The sequence below is a fragment of the Sedimentitalea arenosa genome, assembly GCF_016428585.1.
Taxonomy (GTDB): Bacteria; Pseudomonadota; Alphaproteobacteria; order Rhodobacterales; family Rhodobacteraceae; genus Sedimentitalea; species Sedimentitalea arenosa.
The window spans coordinates 122,003-139,433 of record NZ_JAELVR010000002.1 but is presented as its reverse complement, the minus strand read 5'-3'; the positions used below and the strand labels follow the sequence as shown (position 1 = coordinate 139,433).

Annotated in this window: 16 protein-coding genes; 2 read left to right on the top strand and 14 right to left on the bottom strand. The window is 63.6% G+C overall.

Annotation, left to right across the window (positions count from 1 at the left end):
- The first annotated feature begins 30 nt into the window (after positions 1-30).
- Positions 31-1,116, top strand: coding sequence for a polysaccharide biosynthesis/export family protein (locus JF290_RS03480; RefSeq protein WP_233155139.1), 1,086 nt, complete (start codon positions 31-33; stop codon positions 1,114-1,116).
- A gap of 2 nt (positions 1,117-1,118) precedes the next feature.
- Positions 1,119-3,122, top strand: coding sequence for a capsular polysaccharide biosynthesis protein (locus tag JF290_RS03475; RefSeq protein WP_199023358.1), 2,004 nt, complete (start codon positions 1,119-1,121; stop codon positions 3,120-3,122).
- On the opposite strand, the gene ribD is transcribed toward JF290_RS03475, so the two are convergent.
- The 14 genes from ribD to JF290_RS03405 all read right to left on the bottom strand — a co-directional run bounded on the left by ribD (position 3,104) and on the right by JF290_RS03405 (position 17,399).
- Positions 3,104-4,213: a bifunctional diaminohydroxyphosphoribosylaminopyrimidine deaminase/5-amino-6-(5-phosphoribosylamino)uracil reductase RibD gene (ribD, locus tag JF290_RS03470; RefSeq protein ID WP_328701194.1), complete on the bottom strand. Its 1,110-nt coding sequence runs from the start codon at positions 4,211-4,213 to the stop codon at positions 3,104-3,106. The two genes, JF290_RS03475 and ribD, sit on opposite strands and share 19 nt — an antisense overlap.
- Positions 4,210-4,674 (bottom strand): transcriptional regulator NrdR, encoded by a 465-nt coding sequence (gene nrdR / locus JF290_RS03465; RefSeq protein WP_199023356.1) that lies wholly within the window; start codon positions 4,672-4,674, stop codon positions 4,210-4,212. The genes ribD and nrdR overlap by 4 nt, the downstream gene beginning before the upstream one ends.
- A 125-nt stretch (positions 4,675-4,799) precedes the next feature.
- Complete coding sequence (locus JF290_RS03460; protein WP_199023355.1) at positions 4,800-5,228, bottom strand: secondary thiamine-phosphate synthase enzyme YjbQ; 429 nt, start codon at positions 5,226-5,228, stop codon at positions 4,800-4,802.
- Between the two features lie 7 nt (positions 5,229-5,235).
- Positions 5,236-5,550: a hypothetical protein gene (locus JF290_RS03455; RefSeq protein ID WP_199023354.1), complete on the bottom strand. Its 315-nt coding sequence runs from the start codon at positions 5,548-5,550 to the stop codon at positions 5,236-5,238.
- 86 nt (positions 5,551-5,636) lie between these two features.
- Positions 5,637-6,053 carry a hypothetical protein gene (locus JF290_RS03450; protein ID WP_199023353.1) on the bottom strand — a complete coding sequence of 139 codons (417 nt, stop codon included), beginning with the start codon at positions 6,051-6,053 and terminating at the stop codon, positions 5,637-5,639.
- Positions 6,054-6,304: 251 nt separating this feature from the next.
- Positions 6,305-6,712, bottom strand: a complete 408-nt coding sequence (locus tag JF290_RS03445; protein WP_199023352.1) for a hypothetical protein — start codon at positions 6,710-6,712, stop codon at positions 6,305-6,307.
- Between the two features lie 187 nt (positions 6,713-6,899).
- Positions 6,900-8,885 carry an RNA polymerase sigma factor RpoD gene (gene rpoD / locus JF290_RS03440; RefSeq protein WP_199023351.1) on the bottom strand — a complete coding sequence of 662 codons (1,986 nt, stop codon included), beginning with the start codon at positions 8,883-8,885 and terminating at the stop codon, positions 6,900-6,902.
- Positions 8,886-8,998: 113 nt separating this feature from the next.
- Positions 8,999-10,945, bottom strand: coding sequence for a DNA primase (gene dnaG, locus JF290_RS03435; RefSeq protein WP_199023350.1), 1,947 nt, complete (start codon positions 10,943-10,945; stop codon positions 8,999-9,001).
- A 40-nt stretch (positions 10,946-10,985) separates the two neighbouring features.
- A complete protein-coding gene (locus tag JF290_RS03430; RefSeq protein WP_227363018.1) occupies positions 10,986-11,291 on the bottom strand; it encodes a hypothetical protein in 306 nt (101 codons plus the stop codon).
- 33 nt (positions 11,292-11,324) lie between these two features.
- Entirely contained in the window at positions 11,325-11,870 is a 546-nt protein-coding gene (locus JF290_RS03425) for a sarcosine oxidase subunit gamma (RefSeq protein ID WP_328701193.1), read from the bottom strand.
- The gene (locus JF290_RS03420; protein ID WP_199023348.1) at positions 11,863-14,796 is read right to left on the bottom strand and encodes a sarcosine oxidase subunit alpha family protein; all 2,934 of its coding nucleotides are present in this window, start codon (positions 14,794-14,796) and stop codon (positions 11,863-11,865) included. Before JF290_RS03420 ends, JF290_RS03425 begins: the two co-directional genes overlap by 8 nt.
- Positions 14,793-15,068 (bottom strand): sarcosine oxidase subunit delta, encoded by a 276-nt coding sequence (locus tag JF290_RS03415; RefSeq protein WP_199023347.1) that lies wholly within the window; start codon positions 15,066-15,068, stop codon positions 14,793-14,795. The genes JF290_RS03420 and JF290_RS03415 overlap by 4 nt, the downstream gene beginning before the upstream one ends.
- A gap of 66 nt (positions 15,069-15,134) precedes the next feature.
- A complete protein-coding gene (locus tag JF290_RS03410; RefSeq protein WP_199023346.1) occupies positions 15,135-16,388 on the bottom strand; it encodes a sarcosine oxidase subunit beta family protein in 1,254 nt (417 codons plus the stop codon).
- Between the two features lie 114 nt (positions 16,389-16,502).
- Entirely contained in the window at positions 16,503-17,399 is an 897-nt protein-coding gene (locus tag JF290_RS03405; protein ID WP_233155122.1) for a TonB-dependent receptor, read from the bottom strand.
- Positions 17,400-17,431 lie beyond the last annotated feature (32 nt).

Below are 17,431 nucleotides of genomic sequence, written 5' to 3'. Positions count from 1 at the left end.
TCACGATGGGCGCTGCCTGTCGCTCTTGTCATGTCGCTTGGCATCGTCGCCGGTTGCACGCTGCCCCAGGTCGGCCCGAACAAGCGTCAGATCTATGCCGGGTCCGTGCAACAACAGGGTGATGCCTTCGTTGTCGAAGTCAACGATCGGGTCACCCGCGCCACCGCCGTGGTGCCCGCGCTCGGCTTCAGCGAGGCCTTCGCTACGGCGCCCGAACTGACATCCGACACGATCCGTCCCGGCGATGTTCTCGGCCTCACGATCTGGGAAAACGTCGATGACGGACTGCTGTCGGGGGAAACCGCAAACTCGACCGCGCTCGAAGAAGTCCAGGTTGATGGGGCCGGCTATATCTTCGTACCCTATGCCGGACGTCTGAGGGCTGCCGGCAACACGCCGAACGAACTGCGCGAGATCATCACCGAGAAACTCGAACTTCAGACCCCTGACCCGCAGGTGCAGGTGCGCCGTCTCGCCGGGGACGGTTCGACCGTGTCTCTGGTCGGCGCCATCGGAGCACAGGGCGTTTATCCGATCGAGCGTCCGACGCGCAAATTGTCAGCAATGCTCGCCAACGCGGGTGGCGTCACGATCGAGCCCGAAATCGCCCAGATCACCGTGATTCGAGGCGACCAGCGCGGCAAGGTCTGGTTCCAGGATCTGTTCGACAACCCGAGGCTCGACATCGCCCTGCGCGGCGGAGACCGTATCCTTGTAGAGGAAGACCGGCGGTCCTTCACCGCCATCGGTGCGACAAGCCAGCAGGCCCGGGTCAAGTTCGAGACACAGAACCTCTCAGCCCTCGAAGCGATCGCCCAGGTCGGCGGCTTGGTTCCCACCGCGTCGGACCCGACCGGCGTTTTCGTGATCCGCAACGAACCGGCCGAAATCGCCGGTCAGGTCCTGGGGCGCAGTGATCTTCAGGGCGCACAGCGGATGGTCTATGTGCTGAACCTGAGGGAACCCAACGGCCTGTTCATGGCGCGCGATTTCGTGATCCGCGACGACGACACTCTCTATGTCACCGAGGCGCCCTATGCCCAGTGGACCAAGACGATCTCGCTGGTGGCTGGCGGCCTGACGCCGTTCGCGAATGTCGCGACCTTGACCCAATAGAGATGGGCGACCCCGGCATGGGGCTAAGCGGCGGCACAGAGCGGCAGCATCTCTTCGCCTACAATGCAGGCTTCTGGCGCAGTGGCCGGGTGCGCCGCATCCTGCAACTGGCCGGATACGACCTGCGGCTGGGACTGCCGGGCTCGCAGGACCGTGTCGCGATCTGGGGCAACAGCCCGACCGCCCACCGTGGCCGCTTCGTCGCGGCCCGTCGCGGAACCCCTCTCCTGACCGTCGAGGATGCCTTTCTGAGGTCGATCCGTCCCGGACGCGCCGGGGATGCACCGATGGGGTTGGTTCTGGATCGCAGCGGGGTGCATTTCGACTCGAGCGTGCCGTCGGACCTCGAGCGCTTGCTGACTAGCGCGCCGCTTGACGACACCGCGCTGCTGGACCGAGCGCGCAATGCCATGGCGCGACTTCGGAATTCGGCCCTGTCCAAGTACAACAGCTTCGATCCTGACCTCCCCTGCCCGGATCCCAGCTACGTTCTGGTTGTGGACCAGACACGCGACGATGCATCGCTCAAAACGACCAACGCCGGTCGCGCTCGGTTCCGAGAGATGCTTGTCTTCGCGCAGGAGGAGCATCCCGGCGTGCCGGTGGTCATCAAGTCCCATCCGGAAACGCTCGCAGGCTATCGTGACGGGCACTACACCAATGCCGATACCAGCAAGCGCGTTCGCATCCTGACCGATCCGGTCAATCCCTGGGCGCTGCTCGACGGCGCGGTCGGCGTCTACACGGTGTCCTCGCAGTTGGGCTTCGAGGCGATCCTCGCCGGGCACAGGCCGCGTGTCTTCGGCCAGCCCTTCTATGCCGGTTGGGGGCTGACCGAGGACGAAGACCCGGTGCCTCGCCGGGTGCGTCGCCTGACCCGCGCGCAATTGTTTGCCGCGGCGATGATCCTCTATCCGACCTGGTATGATCCGTTCCGCGACCGGCTCTGCCAACTTGAAACCGTGATCGACACGCTCGAAGCGCAGGTGCGCGCCTGGCGGCAGGATCGGCGCGGCTGGGCCGCCCGTGGCATCAACCTGTGGAAACGCCCGTCAATCCAGAGTTTCTTTGGGCAGGAACGGAAAGTCGTTTTCACCGAGCGGCTCAAGGCGGACACCCGGCGACGGCAGATGGTCTGGGCCAGTAAGGCGGTCGATGCCGACACCGCGGCCCGCGTCGAGGACGGCTTTCTTCGCTCGCGGGGTCTTGGTGCCGACTTGGTCGCGCCGCTGTCGCTGGTGGTCGACGATCTGGGGATCTACTACGATCCAACCCGATCCAGCCGGCTCGAGCAGTTGATCGCGCGCCGCGCAACGCTGCGTGCAGACGAGCGCCGTCGCGCCGAGCGCCTGATCACCAGCATCACTTCTGGTGGTTTGAGCAAGTACAACACAGGCGGCGCTTTGCGCGACCTGCCAGAAGGGCGCCGGGTGTTGGTCGTCGGCCAGGTCGAAGACGATGCCTCGATCAAACACGGGGCGGATACGATCCGCAGCAATACCGAACTTCTAAAGGCCGCGCGCGTTGCGGAACCCGCCGCCACCTTGATCTACAAGCCGCATCCGGATGTCGAAGCAGGTCTGCGGCCCGGGGCCATTCCCGCCGATGTTGCAGACCTGATCGCCTCGGAGTGCGATCCGTCCACGCTGCTCGGTCAGGTGGATGCGGTCTGGACGATCACCTCGCTCATGGGATTCGAGGCACTGCTGCGCGGAGTGCCGGTGACGACCGTCGGCAGGCCATTCTACGCCGGCTGGGGTTTGACGACGGATCTGGTGGAGCAGCCGGCGCGTCGCACGGCGCGTCCCGACCTCGCCGGCCTTGTCCACGCGGCGCTGATTGACTATCCGCGCTACCTTGATCCGTGCACCGGACAGATCTGCCCGGTGGAGGTTCTGGTCGAACGTCTGCTCGCAGGCCACGTACCGTGCCGAGGCACGGGAAACCGGGTTCTTTCCAAACTTCAGGGTCTCTTCGCGACACAGGCTCACGTCTGGCGCAGGTAGCTCCGGCGCCAGCGATGTGCGATGTCGTTTCCGACGGGGCGCATCTCGACCAGGTCGAACCGGGGCGCGCTCGCCAGCCTGTCGACCCCCAAGGCTCCAACGCAGGGCAATCCTTCGGCTCCGATCAGGCGGCCCGCGGTGAAACCCACAAGCTCGTCCACCAGATCCGCTGCCAGCAGAGAAGCCGCGAGCGCTCCGCCGCCCTCGCAAAAAACCCGTGTGAGTCCGCTCTGCCCGAGCTTGTGCACCACGTCCACCGGATCGAGCTGCATGCCGTTCACGGCACAGGGCAAGAGCCGCGCACCGAGACCCTCCCAGGCGCGGATCCGGTCTGCATCCGCGCTCTCGCCGTGGCAGATCCAGACCGGCACTTCCTTGGCAGTACGCGCGAGGTTTCCCAGCAACGGCAGGTCGAGATGGCGCGAGACGACCACGCGCACGGGCTGCCTGTGAACGCCGATGTCGCGCACGGTCAGCGACGGATCATCTGCGCGCGCGGTTCCCGCCCCCACCATCACCGCATCGTGGCATGCGCGCAGCCCGTGCACGACGCGCCGCGCCGCCGGACCGGTGATCCATTGGCTTTCCCCCGTCGCGGTCGCAATTCGCCCATCAAAGCTGCTCGCAAGCTTCAGGGTGACGAGGGGACGCCCCTGTTCGCAGCGCAGGAAAAAGCCCGCATGATCCTGTTGCGCCCGCTCGACCAAGCAGCCGGTCACAACGCTGATGCCCGCGGCCTTCAAGGCCTTGAACCCCTGCCCCGCGACCCTTGCGTCGCTGTCTTCCATCGGCGCGACGACGCGGGCGATCCCGGCCGCGATCAGCGCATCGCTGCAGGGCGGCGTCAGGCCATGATGAGCACAGGGCTCCAGCGTCACATAGGCCGTGGCGCCATGCGCAAGCGCACCGGCCATGGCCAGCGCAACGGTTTCCGCATGGGGCCGTCCGCCCGGCTGTGTCCAGCCGCGTCCGACGATACGACCCTTGTTCACGATGATGCAGCCGACCGCCGGGTTGGGCCAGCACTGCCCCAGGCCGCGCCGCCCCAAGGAGAGGGCGAGCGCCATGAAACGATTGTCGTCCTGCGTCACTCTTCCGGCGTCTTCGGGCGCAGTTCGTGCACGAAATCCTCGAAATCATCCGCCGCCTGGAAATTCTTGTACACACTGGCGAACCGCACATAGGCAACTGTGTCGATCCGGGCGAGCGCCTCCATCACGATCTCACCGATCTTGCTCGAGGAAATGTCGGTTTCGCCCATGCTCTCAAGCCGGCGCACGAGGCCTGATATCATCTGGTCAATACGCTCGGGCTCGATCGGGCGCTTCTGCATGGAAATCCGGATCGAGCGCTCCAGCTTGTCGCGGTCGAAATCCTCGCGTTTGCCGCTGGATTTGATGACGACCAGGTCGCGCAACTGCACCCGCTCGTAGGTGGTGAACCGCCCGCCACAGGCCGGACAGAACCGCCGCCTGCGGATCGCGACGTGATCCTCTGCCGGGCGTGAATCCTTGACCTGCGTGTCAATGTTACCGCAATACGGGCAGCGCATCGGCCATCCCCCTCATTTGATCTGCCTCTGGTTGTGGACACTCTGGTCCACTTATCCACAACTATACGAAAGCCTCTAGGATTTGGGTAGGGGAGAAATGAGACCGCTAGATGCTGGATTTGCCTCTAGGCGAGATGCGCGGCGATCCGCCGTCGGTGCGGCGCACTTCGATGTTCGAACAGGAAGACGCCCTGCCAGGTACCCAGCATCGCCCGCCCATCGACCACCGGGATGGACAGGCTGACCGGCAGCAATGCCGCCTTGATATGGGCCGGCATGTCGTCAGGTCCCTCACAGGTATGCCGAAGGTACTTCATGGAAGGATCCGTCGCGGGCGGCACAAGGCGTTCAAGAAATGCGACCAGATCGTCCTGAACGTCGGGATCCGCGTTTTCCTGAATGAGCAGCGAACAGGACGTATGGCGCACGAAAAGCGTCAAAAGCGCGTCGCGACGTTTCGTCCGGGCCAGCCAGCGACCGATTTCTGCCGTCACTTCGTAGAGACCGACGCCATTGGTCGCGACAACGAATTCCGTGCTTTCAGTTGCCGCCATCTGGCAATCAACCGTGCGCGTCCACGAAGCGCGCGCAGTAGTTCGACGCCTCGATCGCGCTCAGGTTTTCTCCGACGCGCGTGACCGACAGCAGCAGACGCCAAGAGGTATCACCGTTGGGCGGCGGGTCGAGAGAGAACTGGACCGCGGATTTTCGGTTCGCGGTCTCGGCTTCGGCGCGGCCTCGCGAGACGTAAAGCCTTTGTCCGTTGGCCACGCCCAGCACGCGGCGCGCATACTCGCCGGCAGCGCACCAGTAGTCGGTGTTGCCCGACCCTGCCTGGCCCAGCACCTCAAAAGATCTGTCGGACAGTGGTACCACGGTCTGACTGTTTCGCGCTGTCCAGCCCAGCGATGCCTGCGGCAAGACCATTAGGAGAACGAGTGCCGCGCCAATGCCTACCAGCCTCATCGGACGCTCCAGATGTCGTCTCCGTCAAATTGATAGCAATATTGAACGGCCGCGTGTCGTGCGAGGTTGTCGCCCGCACGCTTGACCGTCAGCGAATACCCGGTCGAGGTGTCCGCCCCTGGCGGCGGCGTCAGCGAAAACTGCACCGCCTTTCGTCCGGGACGCGCTACACTGGGACCGATCGCCTTCCAGATATAGATTCGTTGGGCGGCGGGCGTGCCGAGAACGCGTTGCGCGAAGTCTCCGGCACCACACCAATAATCCGCTGCGCTCGAACCGACTTCGGACACGACTTCCCATACCGTATCGGAAACCGGGAATACCTCGTGCCGGTTCATTGCCCACCAGGCTGAAGCCCAGCTTGGCAATAGGGCCGCCGTGGCGGCGATGCAGATAATTCGGGCCGTTTTCATCAGGTCATCCTTTGCCCTGTTGTTTACGCGATCCTATCATGCCTGTTCAGATCTTGTCAGGTCGTTGGGCGGTTTTTCCTCACGTCTCCAACCGGCTGGAGCAACTGCGTCCCGCAACGCAACAACGGCGAGATAGATCGCATCACTGCCTAGTGTGGCACTTGGACCGCAGGCTCGCCAGAAATTGGTGGACTCTCCCAAGGCGAAAAACCGCTGGTTTCACCCTGCCCTCCGCGCTCAAGCATCTCTGCCTAGAAAATGGACTGCTTGGCACAGAAGTCATAAGCGCGCCGCACAGTCATGTTCTCACCGGCCTTCAGGGAGTTCAGGCTGAGCGACGACTCGATCGGTGTCACGCTCGCCGCCTGCGGATCGAGTGTGAATTGAACCGCGGATCGCCTGTTGGTCGTAACGCTCGGGCCCCGTCCGCGCGCGATGTATAGCTGCGCGTTCCAAGACGCCCGCAACTCGCGCTGCGCATAGTCCGCTGCGCTGCACCAGAAGACCTGACCGTCCCCGCCGCTGCTGGGGACGACCTCGAAAACGGTAGAGTTGACGGGGTTGACCTTGGCCCCGCGCTTGCTGGTGAAAGCGGAACCGACGCTTGGAACCGCGAGCGCAAGCGCCGCGGCAAGGGAGAACGAGACTAGTCGCTGCATTTTGTATCCTTTCCAATCGAACCAAAACGATAGTTCGTCGGCGACAAAGACCCATGCACCGTCACACCAATTTTACCGTCGCTTGTTCTGTCGGCGCGTCCAATGCGCTGTTCATTCCAGAACCGGAACAAAAAAAGCCTCCGCCGATGGGGTTCGGCGGAGGCTACCTAAGTTACTTTGTCTCGGTCTATTGATCGAGGAAACTACGCAGCTTCCGGCTGCGGCTCGGATGCTTCAGCTTGCGCAACGCCTTCGCCTCGATCTGGCGGATACGTTCGCGGGTCACGCTGAACTGCTGTCCGACCTCTTCAAGCGTGTGATCGGTATTCATCCCGATTCCGAACCGCATCCGCAAGACCCGTTCCTCGCGCGGGGTCAGGCTCGCCAGAACGCGCGTCGTCGTTTCCTTGAGGTTCTCCTGGATTGCCGAATCCAGAGGCAGGACCGCGTTCTTGTCCTCGATGAAATCGCCGAGCTGGCTGTCTTCTTCATCCCCGATCGGCGTTTCCAGAGAGATCGGTTCCTTGGCGATCTTCATCACCTTGCGGACCTTCTCGAGCGGCATCTGCAGCTTTTCGGCCAGTTCCTCGGGCGTCGGCTCTCGCCCGATCTCGTGCAGCATCTGGCGGCCGGTGCGCACCAGCTTGTTGATCGTCTCGATCATGTGCACAGGAATACGGATCGTGCGGGCCTGGTCGGCGATCGAGCGCGTGATAGCCTGCCGGATCCACCAGGTCGCGTAGGTCGAGAACTTGTAGCCTCGGCGATACTCGAACTTGTCCACCGCCTTCATGAGGCCGATGTTGCCTTCCTGAATGAGATCAAGGAATTGCAGGCCGCGGTTCGTGTATTTCTTGGCAATTGAGATCACCAGACGCAGGTTTGCCTCTACCATCTCCTTCTTGGCCTGGCGGGCCTCCTTTTCGCCCTTCTGGACCTGCTGGACGATTCGGCGAAATTCGCTGATGTCCAGACCGACATATTGCCCGACCTGGGCCATGTCGGCGCGCAACTCCTCCACCTTGTCAGTGCTGCGCTCGATGAACATCTGCCAGCCACGACCCGGCTTATCTGCCATGTCGGTCAGCCAGTTCGGATCGAGTTCCCGGCCCCGGTATTCATCGACGAACTCGCGACGGTTGATCCGTGCCTGATCCGCAAGTTTCACCATGGAGCTGTCCAGCGACATGACCCGCCGGTTGATACCATAGAGCTGGTCGATCAGCGCTTCGATCCGGTTGTTGTGCAGATGCAGCCCGTTCACCAGCAGCACGATCTCGGATCGCAGAGCCTGATATTTGGCTTCGGCCGCCTCGCTGAACGAGCCGTCCTCGTTGAGCGTCGCGGAAATGCGGCTGTCCTGCATTTCCGAAAGCTGCGCGTAGTCGTTGGAGATGGTTTCGAGCGTGCTGAGAACCTGGTCCTTTAGCGCGGCTTCCATGGCCGCGAGGCTCATGTTGGCCTGTTCGTCCTCGTCGTCGTCGTCATCCTTCTGGATCGGGTTTCCGTCCGCGTCAAGTTCCGGCGTCTCTTCCTCAGCCGGCTTGGCCGCAGCCACCGCGCTGGTGTCCACGACCGGGGCATCGACTTCACCATCCTCCCCCATCTGGTTGCCAAAGGTGGTTTCGAGATCGATCACGTCGCGCAGAAGGATGTCCTCGCTGAGCAATTCGTCATGCCAGATCGTGATCGCCTGAAAGGTCAGCGGGCTTTCGCACAGGCCCGCGATCATCGTGTTGCGGCCGGCTTCGATGCGCTTGGCGATGGCGATCTCGCCTTCGCGCGACAACAGTTCCACGCTGCCCATTTCGCGCAGATACATACGCACCGGATCGTCGGTCCGGTCGAGCTTTTCCGCGCTGCCCGTCGACAGCGTGACCTCGCGCGCGCTCTCGGTGGTCGCGACTTCGGTCGAGCCTTTCTGCTCTTCCTCCTCGGCTTCCTCGTCCTCGATGATGTTGATGCCCATCTCGCTGAGCATCGACATCACGTCCTCGATCTGTTCGGAGCTCACCTGATCGGGCGGCAGCACCTGGTTCAGCTGATCGTACGTGATGTAACCCTTCTCGCGCGCCTCGCCGATCATTTTCTTGACGGCGGCCTGGCTCATGTCGAGCGTTACTTCGGCGTCCTGATCGTCGGTTTTGCGGTCGTCGTTGTCCTTGGCGGCCATTCGGTGCTCCTGCTAGGGCGTCGGGTGATTCGCGCTGAGCGAATCATTAGCGCGATCTGCTGATTCGTCACCCCACCTACCCTGATTTCTTTAGTGTTTCTTTACCAAAACCATCATCGCTTGGGCCGGGAGTGCATGATCTTGTCCAACAGGGAGGCAAAAGCATCGCGCTCTTGCCGATTGATTCGCGCGCCGTTTTCGCCCATGTCGTATTCCGCCTTGTCCTCGTGCTCGCTGCGTTCGGCCCGGTTGTATGCCTGGGCCGCTTGCGACAAGCGCCAGGTCAATGCTTCGTCCGCTAGGCCGGTCAGGTCTTCCTCGGCTTCGGCAATCTCTGCCGTCAGCCCGCGTCGCGCCTTCAGTTTCGCGAATTCTTCGCTCAGGGTGATCCGAGCCAGTTCGACATCGCCGGGTTTCCGCACGCAGGGGCTGAGCGCGACATGGCGTAGCGCGTGTAGTTTTTCAAGGGTATCCGCCCCGATTTCCCGCTCTATCGCCTGCATCAGGTCCTCCGCTGTGGCCTCAGGGTTGCGCAGGATGAGGTCGCGCAGCTTTGCATGCGTCGGATCCTTGCAGGGCAGCAACTCGATATCGGTTTCCACCTCGGCGATGATCGCGGGGGTGGACAGCACGGTCGCCAGGATGACCGCCACACGCAGGTGATCCTGAACGTCGACATCCGCGGCCACCAGCAGCGAGGACTTGGTGCCCGCGAGTGGCGCGACGTCCGGCTTGCGCCCGGGGGACCACGGCCGCTTTCCCGACCCGGCCGGGCGTGACTTGAACAACTGCCAACTCAGCGATTTCAGTTCGCGGCCATAATGATCGCGGATCGAACGGTCGCGGATCAGATCGACCTTGTCCTGCAACGCCTTGTCGAGCATCGCCTTGCGTTCGGGGCTGTCGAATACCTTGCCTTCGGTTTCCCTCTGCCAAAGCAACCGCACCATCGGTACCGCGCCGTCCAGCAACGTCTGCATCGCGCTTGGCCCGCGCGCCCGGATCAGATCGTCCGGGTCCTGACCTTCGGGCAGAATGACGAAGCGAAGCGATTTGCCCGCTTCCAGCAGCGGCAGCGCCAGGTCGATCAGCCGCATCGCGGCGCGCAGGCCAGCGGCGTCGCCATCCAGCGCGATGATCGGTTCGGGCGCGATCCGCCAGAGCATCTGCAACTGGTTCTCGGTGATGGCGGTGCCCAGAGGGGCGACAGACGCCTGGAAGCCACCGCTGTCGAGCGCGATCACGTCCATGTAGCCCTCGGCCACGATCAGCGGCTGGCCCTTGCCCGCCGCTGTGCGCGCGGGGCCGTGGTTGTAGAGGCTGCGCCCCTTGTCGAACAGTTCGGTTTCCGGCGAGTTCAGATATTTTGCGTTGTCATCGGGGTCCAACGCGCGGCCACCGAAGGCAATGCAGCGCCCCCGTGGATCGCGGATCGGAAACATGATCCGGTTGCGAAACGTGTCATAGGGTTTGCCCCCCTTCGAGGACGCCTTGGCCAGACCCGCACCCACAATCAGATCTTCACGGACGCCCTTGCCGCGTAGATGATCCCAGAGCCCCTGCCAGCCATCCGGCGCAAATCCGATTTCCCATCGCTCCTGCGCCGCCTCACGCAGGCTCCGCCGCTCCAGATAGGCGCGCGCCGCCGTGGCTCCGGATGTCTTCAACTGCAGGCGAAAGAATTGCACTGCCTGTTCCATGACATCGGCAAGTTCGCCGCGCCGATCGGATTTCTCCTGCGCCTTGGGGTCACGCGCCGGCATCGGCATCCCGACCTCGCGCGCCAACAGCTCGACCGCTTCCATGAAGCCCAGGTTCTCTGTTTCGCGGACGAAGGTGATCGCGTCACCCTTGGCGTGACAGCCAAAGCAGTAATAGAACCCCTTGCGGTCGTCGACGTGAAAGGACGCGGATTTTTCCTGATGAAAGGGGCAAGGAGCCCACATGTCGCCCTTGCCCTGGTTCGACTTGCGCGTGTCCCAGATGACCTTGCGCCCCACCACCTGCGACAGGCTGGCGCGGCTGCGCAATTCGTCCAGGAATCCAGGCGGGAGGCTCATGCGCGGGTCATATCACAGCCATGACCGGAACGGCAGACGATCAATTCGTCATGCACGTGGTCATCCACTCGGCACGCAGATCGATCTTTTTCAGATCGCGCTTCTTGATCTGGTAAATCTGTGCAGCAAAGACCGGGATCGCGTTGCTGTAGCGGTCGGGCCAAGACGGGTTACCTGCCTCGATCGCCTCGCGGACATCCCTTTCGGCCACACCGTCCAGACGGGCCTGCTGCACCGCGCCCGCGACATCGGCCTGATACCCGCAATCGACTTCCTTTTCGGACTGCGCTGCGACGCTGGTCGCGCTCAGCATCAGGGACAGGGGAAGGATCATCAGGCGTTTCATGGGCATGCTCCGGAATCAGGGGTTTCAGGCAGATTACCCGCGCGCGGCGACACCTTCCATCGCCGTTTCCAAATCGTGAACGAAGCTCTTGGCCATCGATCGAAAGACCATGATCTGGAACCGCTCGGCCCCAGTCCGCGTGATCGAGACGCTCATGTGCTGAAGTTGCGTGCGCACCGTATATCCGCGCTTGAAGATCGCGGCACGCACGTCGACAGGAACCAATCGCGCCAAAACGTCCTCCGCTCCCTCGCCTTGCAGTGTCGCAGTGACCCAGCCATCGCTCTGATCCACCAACGCAGCGTGCTCGGCAAGCCCCGGATCGGGCTCGGGGCCCGCAAGCATGACCTGGCCCAACGCGAACCAAAGAACCCGACAACCGGCCTGCCCGGTGGTGCGGTTCGGCGCGGGTAGCGCAACGTCATGCGCGGACTGCAACGCCTTCGAAAGCGCGGCCTCCCGGTCCTTGTAGGGCGTGATCAGCGTCAATCGCCCCAGATCGACGGCGGCGAGTTCGACCGATCCGACCGAGAGAGGCAGCAAAGCGGCGAAGGGAGCTGATGCGAAAAGCTCAGCCACGGACGCGTCCTCCCTCGGGGTCGTAGAACACCGGATCAACCACTTCGCATCGCGTATCGAGGGCACGCAGATGGTCGACCATACGCACCGTTTCTCCATGACGCGCCGGGCCGTTTTTCAGGAACCCCAGAGCGATCATGTGACCGAGTGTCGGCGAAAAGGCGACCGATGTGACATAGCCTTGGCTGTTCGGTGCCACCGGCTCGGCACCATCCTTGAAGAGATGCGCCCCGGCGGTCATCTCCTGTACCGCGCCGGCGGGTTTCAACCCGACCAGGCGTTCGCGCTCGGGATCGATGAGCCCGGGTCGTCGGGCGAGCCGCTTGCCGATGAAATCCTTCCTTTGCGCCATCATCCGGTCCATTCCGATATCGAAGGCCGTTACGCGACCGTGGATTTCGGCGTGGGTGATGAAGCCCTTTTCGATGCGCAGAACGTTCAGCGCCTCCATCCCGTATGCCCCGCCCCTGAGCGCCTCGGCGCGCTCGATCAGCAATCGGAACAGACTGTCGCCATAGCGCGCGGGGACGGCGATCTCGTAGCCATGTTCACCCGAGAACGAAATCCGGAACAGCCGTCCGGCGACGCCCAGAACGCGGACTGGCCCACAGGCCATGAACGGCCAGTCGGCCTCGTTCAGTGGGCTGTCAAGTATGCCATCAATCAGCGCGCGCGAACGTGGCCCTGCCACGGCGAATTGCGCCCAATTCTCTGTCACCGAACTGATCGCAACGTCGAGGTGCGACATCAACCCCTGCCGCGCGAACTCGAGATGCCGCATCACCTGGCCGGCCGCCGCGGTCGTCGTGGTCATCAGGAAATGCGTCTCGCCCAGCCGCGCGCAGGTACCGTCATCCATGACATGCCCGTCCTCGCGCAGCATAAGCCCATAGCGCACGCGACCGACCTTGAGCTTGCTGACCACGTTGCAGTAAACCAGATCGAGAAATTCGGGCGCGTCCGGTCCCTGGATGTCGATCTTGCCGAGTGTCGACACGTCGCACACACCCACGGCTTCGCGCACCATTGAGACTTCGCGGTCGCAGGACTGTCGCCAGGTCGTCTCGCCCGGTCGTGGAAAATAGCTTGGTCGATACCAGAGCCCCGCCTCGATCATCGGCGCGTTCCGCTCTAGGCTGGCCGCATGGCTGGTCATCAAGCGGTCGGGCGCAAAGCCCTTGCCTTGCCCCCACGCACCCAACGCGGCGATCGCGACCGGACTGAAGGGCGGCCGGAAGGTCGTCGTCCCGGTTTCGGCAATGCCCCGACCCGTCACATCCGCAAGGATGGCAAGCGCGGTGACGTTGGAGCTTTTGCCCTGGTCGGTCGCCATGCCTTGCGTCGTATAGCGTTTCATGTGCTCGACCGAGCGGAAATTCTCGGTCGCCGCCTGCTTCACATCCTTGACGGTCACGTCATTCTGGAAATCGAGCCACGCCCGCCCTCGTCCCGGAACCGCCCAGAGAGGCGCGATGGCATACGGCGCGTTCTCGGCCTCTGGTGACGTTACGTTCGCGGGCGTGATGCCGAGGTCCCGCAACGCCTCGCTCGCCGCCCTGACCCCGTCGCGCAGACAGCCCGCGGTCGAAAACACTCCGTTGCAGGCCCCCGCAGCGTACAGGCCGGGGACGGCCCCTGGTCTCGGCACGAAGGCAAGAATATCGTCCCGCCACGTCGGCCGCCCGTTCAGGTGGCATGTCAGGTGCACACTGGGATTCCAGCCGCCCGACATGGCGAGGCAGTCGGTGGCGATCCGCTCCTCACCTCCGATCCGGCGCACCGTGATGCTGCTGAGGGCCGTCCGCCCGCTGCTGTCAGAGACGGTCGCCCCCTTGAAGACCGGATAGTCGGAACTGTCCGGCGCATCATGGCGACTGTCGATCAGCGCGGCCACGTGCACCCCAGCGTCGACCAGATCACGCGCCGTGCGATGCGCGTCGTCAGTGTTGCCGAACACCGTCACCTTGCGTCCCGGCGCCACGCCCCATCTGTTCAGGTACGACCGCACCGCGCCGGCCAGCATGATGCCCGGGCGATCATTGTTTCGAAACGCCACCGGCCGCTCCAGTGCTCCGGCCGCAAGCACTGCGCGCCGCGCCACGATCCGCCAGAACGTCTCGAGCGGCGCGCCGGCAGGTCGTTCCGCGCGGTGGTGGCCGACCCGCTCGAGCGCTCCGAACGTGCCCTGATCGTAAACACCCGCCACCGTCGTGCGGGTCATCAGTCGCACATTATCCATACCGCGCAATTCGGCGAGCACCCTGTCAACCCAGTCCGGCCCGGTCTGACCTTCAACCAGGTCGGTCTCGCTCAGAAGGCGCCCCCCCATGCTGCTGTCCTCGTCCAGCAGCATCACATCGGCTCCCGAGCGCGCCGCCGTCAACGCCGCCATCAGGCCCGTCGGCCCGGCACCGATGACCAGGAGGTCGCAAAACGCATAGGCGCGCTCATACCTGTCCGGGTTCGCCTCGCCCGAGAGGGCGCCGAGGCCCGCGGCGCGCCGGATCAGAGGTTCATAGAACTTCTCCCAGAAAGTCGCGGGCCACATGAAAGTCTTGTAGTAGAACCCGGCGCCAAGGAACGGCGCGGCCAGATCGTTGACCGCCATCAGGTCCAGCGTCAACGAAGGCCAGCGGTTCTGGCTCGTCGTTTCCAGACCTTCGTAGATTTCCTGGACCGTTGCGCGCACGTTCGGTTCGGCCCCCGCACCCCGCCCGACGGTCACCAACGCATTGGGTTCCTCGCTGCCCGCGCTCAGGATCCCACGCGGCCGGTGATACTTGAAAGACCTCCCGAGCAAGCGCACGTCGTTGGCGAGCAGCGCAGACGCGACCGTGTCTCCCTTGACCCCTTCATAGATGATCCCGTCGAACCGGAAGCGCACCGGCCTGGTGCGATCGACAATCCCCTTGTCGTCGATCCTCATGGCCGTGCTCCTGACGCGACATCGGACGCAAGCACACAGTCGAGGACCGCATGCGTAACCGTATCACGCGTCACCACGACCCAGGCTCCGCACCCGGCCTCGTGATACCAGAGGTCACGCGTCTTTCCCGCCGGGTTGTCGCGCAGGTGAAGATAGCCGTCCCATGCCTCGTCAGACGCATCGAAGGCCGGGCGCTCCAGCAAAACCGCCGCACCCTGGTAGTAGAACTCTCGCCGGTCCCGCTCGCCGCAGAGCGGACAGGTGATCCTCATGTTTCCCGTCCCGTCTTCATCTTCACAGAAATACTCCCGCCGGAGGCTCCGGCATCTACCCTCGCGCTAGTGCAGGTTATGCTGTGCTCCGGTTCCTTCTTCGTCCATCAGGCCACGCCCGGTGCGGAACCGATCCAGCCGAAACCCCGCGGCCGCCGGATGCGGCCTGTCGGTCGCGATCAGATGCGCAAAGCAATCGCCGGAAGCCGGAACCGCCTTGAACCCGCCGTAGCACCAGCCGCAGTCTATGTAGAGTCCGTCGATGCCGGTCCTGTCGATGATCGGCGAGCCGTCCGGTGTCATGTCCATGATGCCGCCCCAGCTGCGCAGGACACGGGCCTTGCCGATCATCGGCATCAAAGTCATCCCCGCCTCCATCACGTGTTCGACCATCGGCAGGTTGCCGCGCGCGGCGTAGGAGGCATAGAAATCGAGGTCGCCCCCGAAGACGAGCCCACCCTTGTCGGACTGGCTGATATAGAAATGACCCATGCCGAAACTGACCACATGGTCGATGATCGGCTTCAGGCCCTCTGTCACGAAGGCCTGTAGCACGTGACTTTCGATCGGCAACCGCAGCCCGGCCATCGCCGCCACTTGGCCCGACCGGCCCGCCACCACGATTCCGACCTTGTCAGCCCGAATGGCACCGCGCGTGGTCTGCACCCCCCGGACCTGGCCACCGGCGATGTCGATGCCCGTCACTTCGCAGTTCTGGATAATATCCACCCCGCGCTGGTCGGCACCGCGCGCATAGCCCCAGGCAACCGCGTCATGCCGCGCCGTGCCGCCGCGCGGATGGTAGAGGCCGCCATAAATCGGAAAGCGGGTGTTGTCGAAGTCGAGATACGGCAGATGATCGCGCACACCCTCCCGATCAAGCAGGATCGCATCGTCACCCTGGTTGATCATCGCATTGCCCCGCCGCGCGAAGGCGTCCCGCTGCCCGTCCGAATGAAACAGGTTGATCAGCCCGCGCTGGGACAGCATCACGTTGTAGTTCAGCTCCTGCTCGAGCCCTTCCCAGAGCTTGAGCGAATGGGAATAGAATTCCGCATTGCCCGGCAGGAAGTAGTTGGCCCGCACGATCGTCGTGTTCCGCCCGACATTTCCGCCACCGATATAGCCCTTTTCCAGAACTGCGATCCGGCTCAGACCGTAGGTACGCGCGAGGTAGTAGGCCGTGCTCAGGCCATGGCCGCCGCCACCGATCAGGATGATGTCATAGTCCGGCTTGGGATCCGGATCGCGCCAGTGCGGCCGCCAGCCCTTGTTGCCGGTCAAACCTTCCTTGAGAACTCTCAGCCCGGAAAACCGCATCACACTCCCCGTCGATCGCGCACGATAGAACCAAGTCCACGTCTGCGGGGCAATGCTCTTTCGACCGCGTCCCGGTTATTTTCGGCACGCGCTGCCGTGTCGCGTGGCCCTGGCTCAGAAGGTTACCCGGAAGGCGAGCCCGAACAGCGGTGCCGTATCATAGTCCTGCGTGCTGACCACTGCGCCCGCGGCGCTCTCCAATTGCAGTTCACCGCCGAATTCGGCGCCAGCGAAGGCACTCAGCGACATGTTCGGTGTCGGATCGTAGTTCACCGAGATCACTACCGGCACGCTCCGATCCTGCCCGACTCCGCCGGGTGCAAGACCGGTGTCGTCAAGCCGGAACCGCAACTCCTCGTAGCGCGCGCCGAACGACACACGCAGCGCGTCGCTATAGGCATAGCTGAGCGAGATTCCCGGACCCTGCGTCGCGCCAAGCCCGGTGCCTGTCGAGAGGCGCCAGCGATCGGTGATGTCCCAGTCGACCAGCAAGGCGGGAAACACGTTCGCGTCGTCATCCTCGATCTGGGTGAAGAACCCGACGCCCGGGCCGATGGTCAAACGATCGCTGACGCGCCAGGTCAACCCGGCGAAGGCCCCGTACGTGCGCCCATCCGATGCCGATACGCCGGACTCGTAGTCGTAGCGCAGCGACGGCACGAGGAAGGCGCTGACCCGGTCACCAACCGGGAACCGCAAGGGCACGGATACGCGGATATCGTTGATATCGCTCCAGGGGCGCGCGCCGGGGATGTCGAAATCATAGTCCAACTGCCCTGCGCTCACGAAAAGACCCGCAGAATGACCGCTTTCAAACCGATAGAGGCCGCCCGCCCGAAGATAGCTGCGGGTCGCGGTGAAGGAGCCCCCGCCGTCGAGATCGGAGTCATCCTGGTAGGAGACAAAGCCGTCCACGGCGCTGACCCAGCCCATCGGTGGGCCGCCCTGCTGCGCCTCTGCAGCAGGTGCCATGGCGGCGAGTGCGAGTGCTCCAAGCCAGCAGCGGGTCATCGGCAGTCCTTTCATTCGGTCGTTACTGCGGC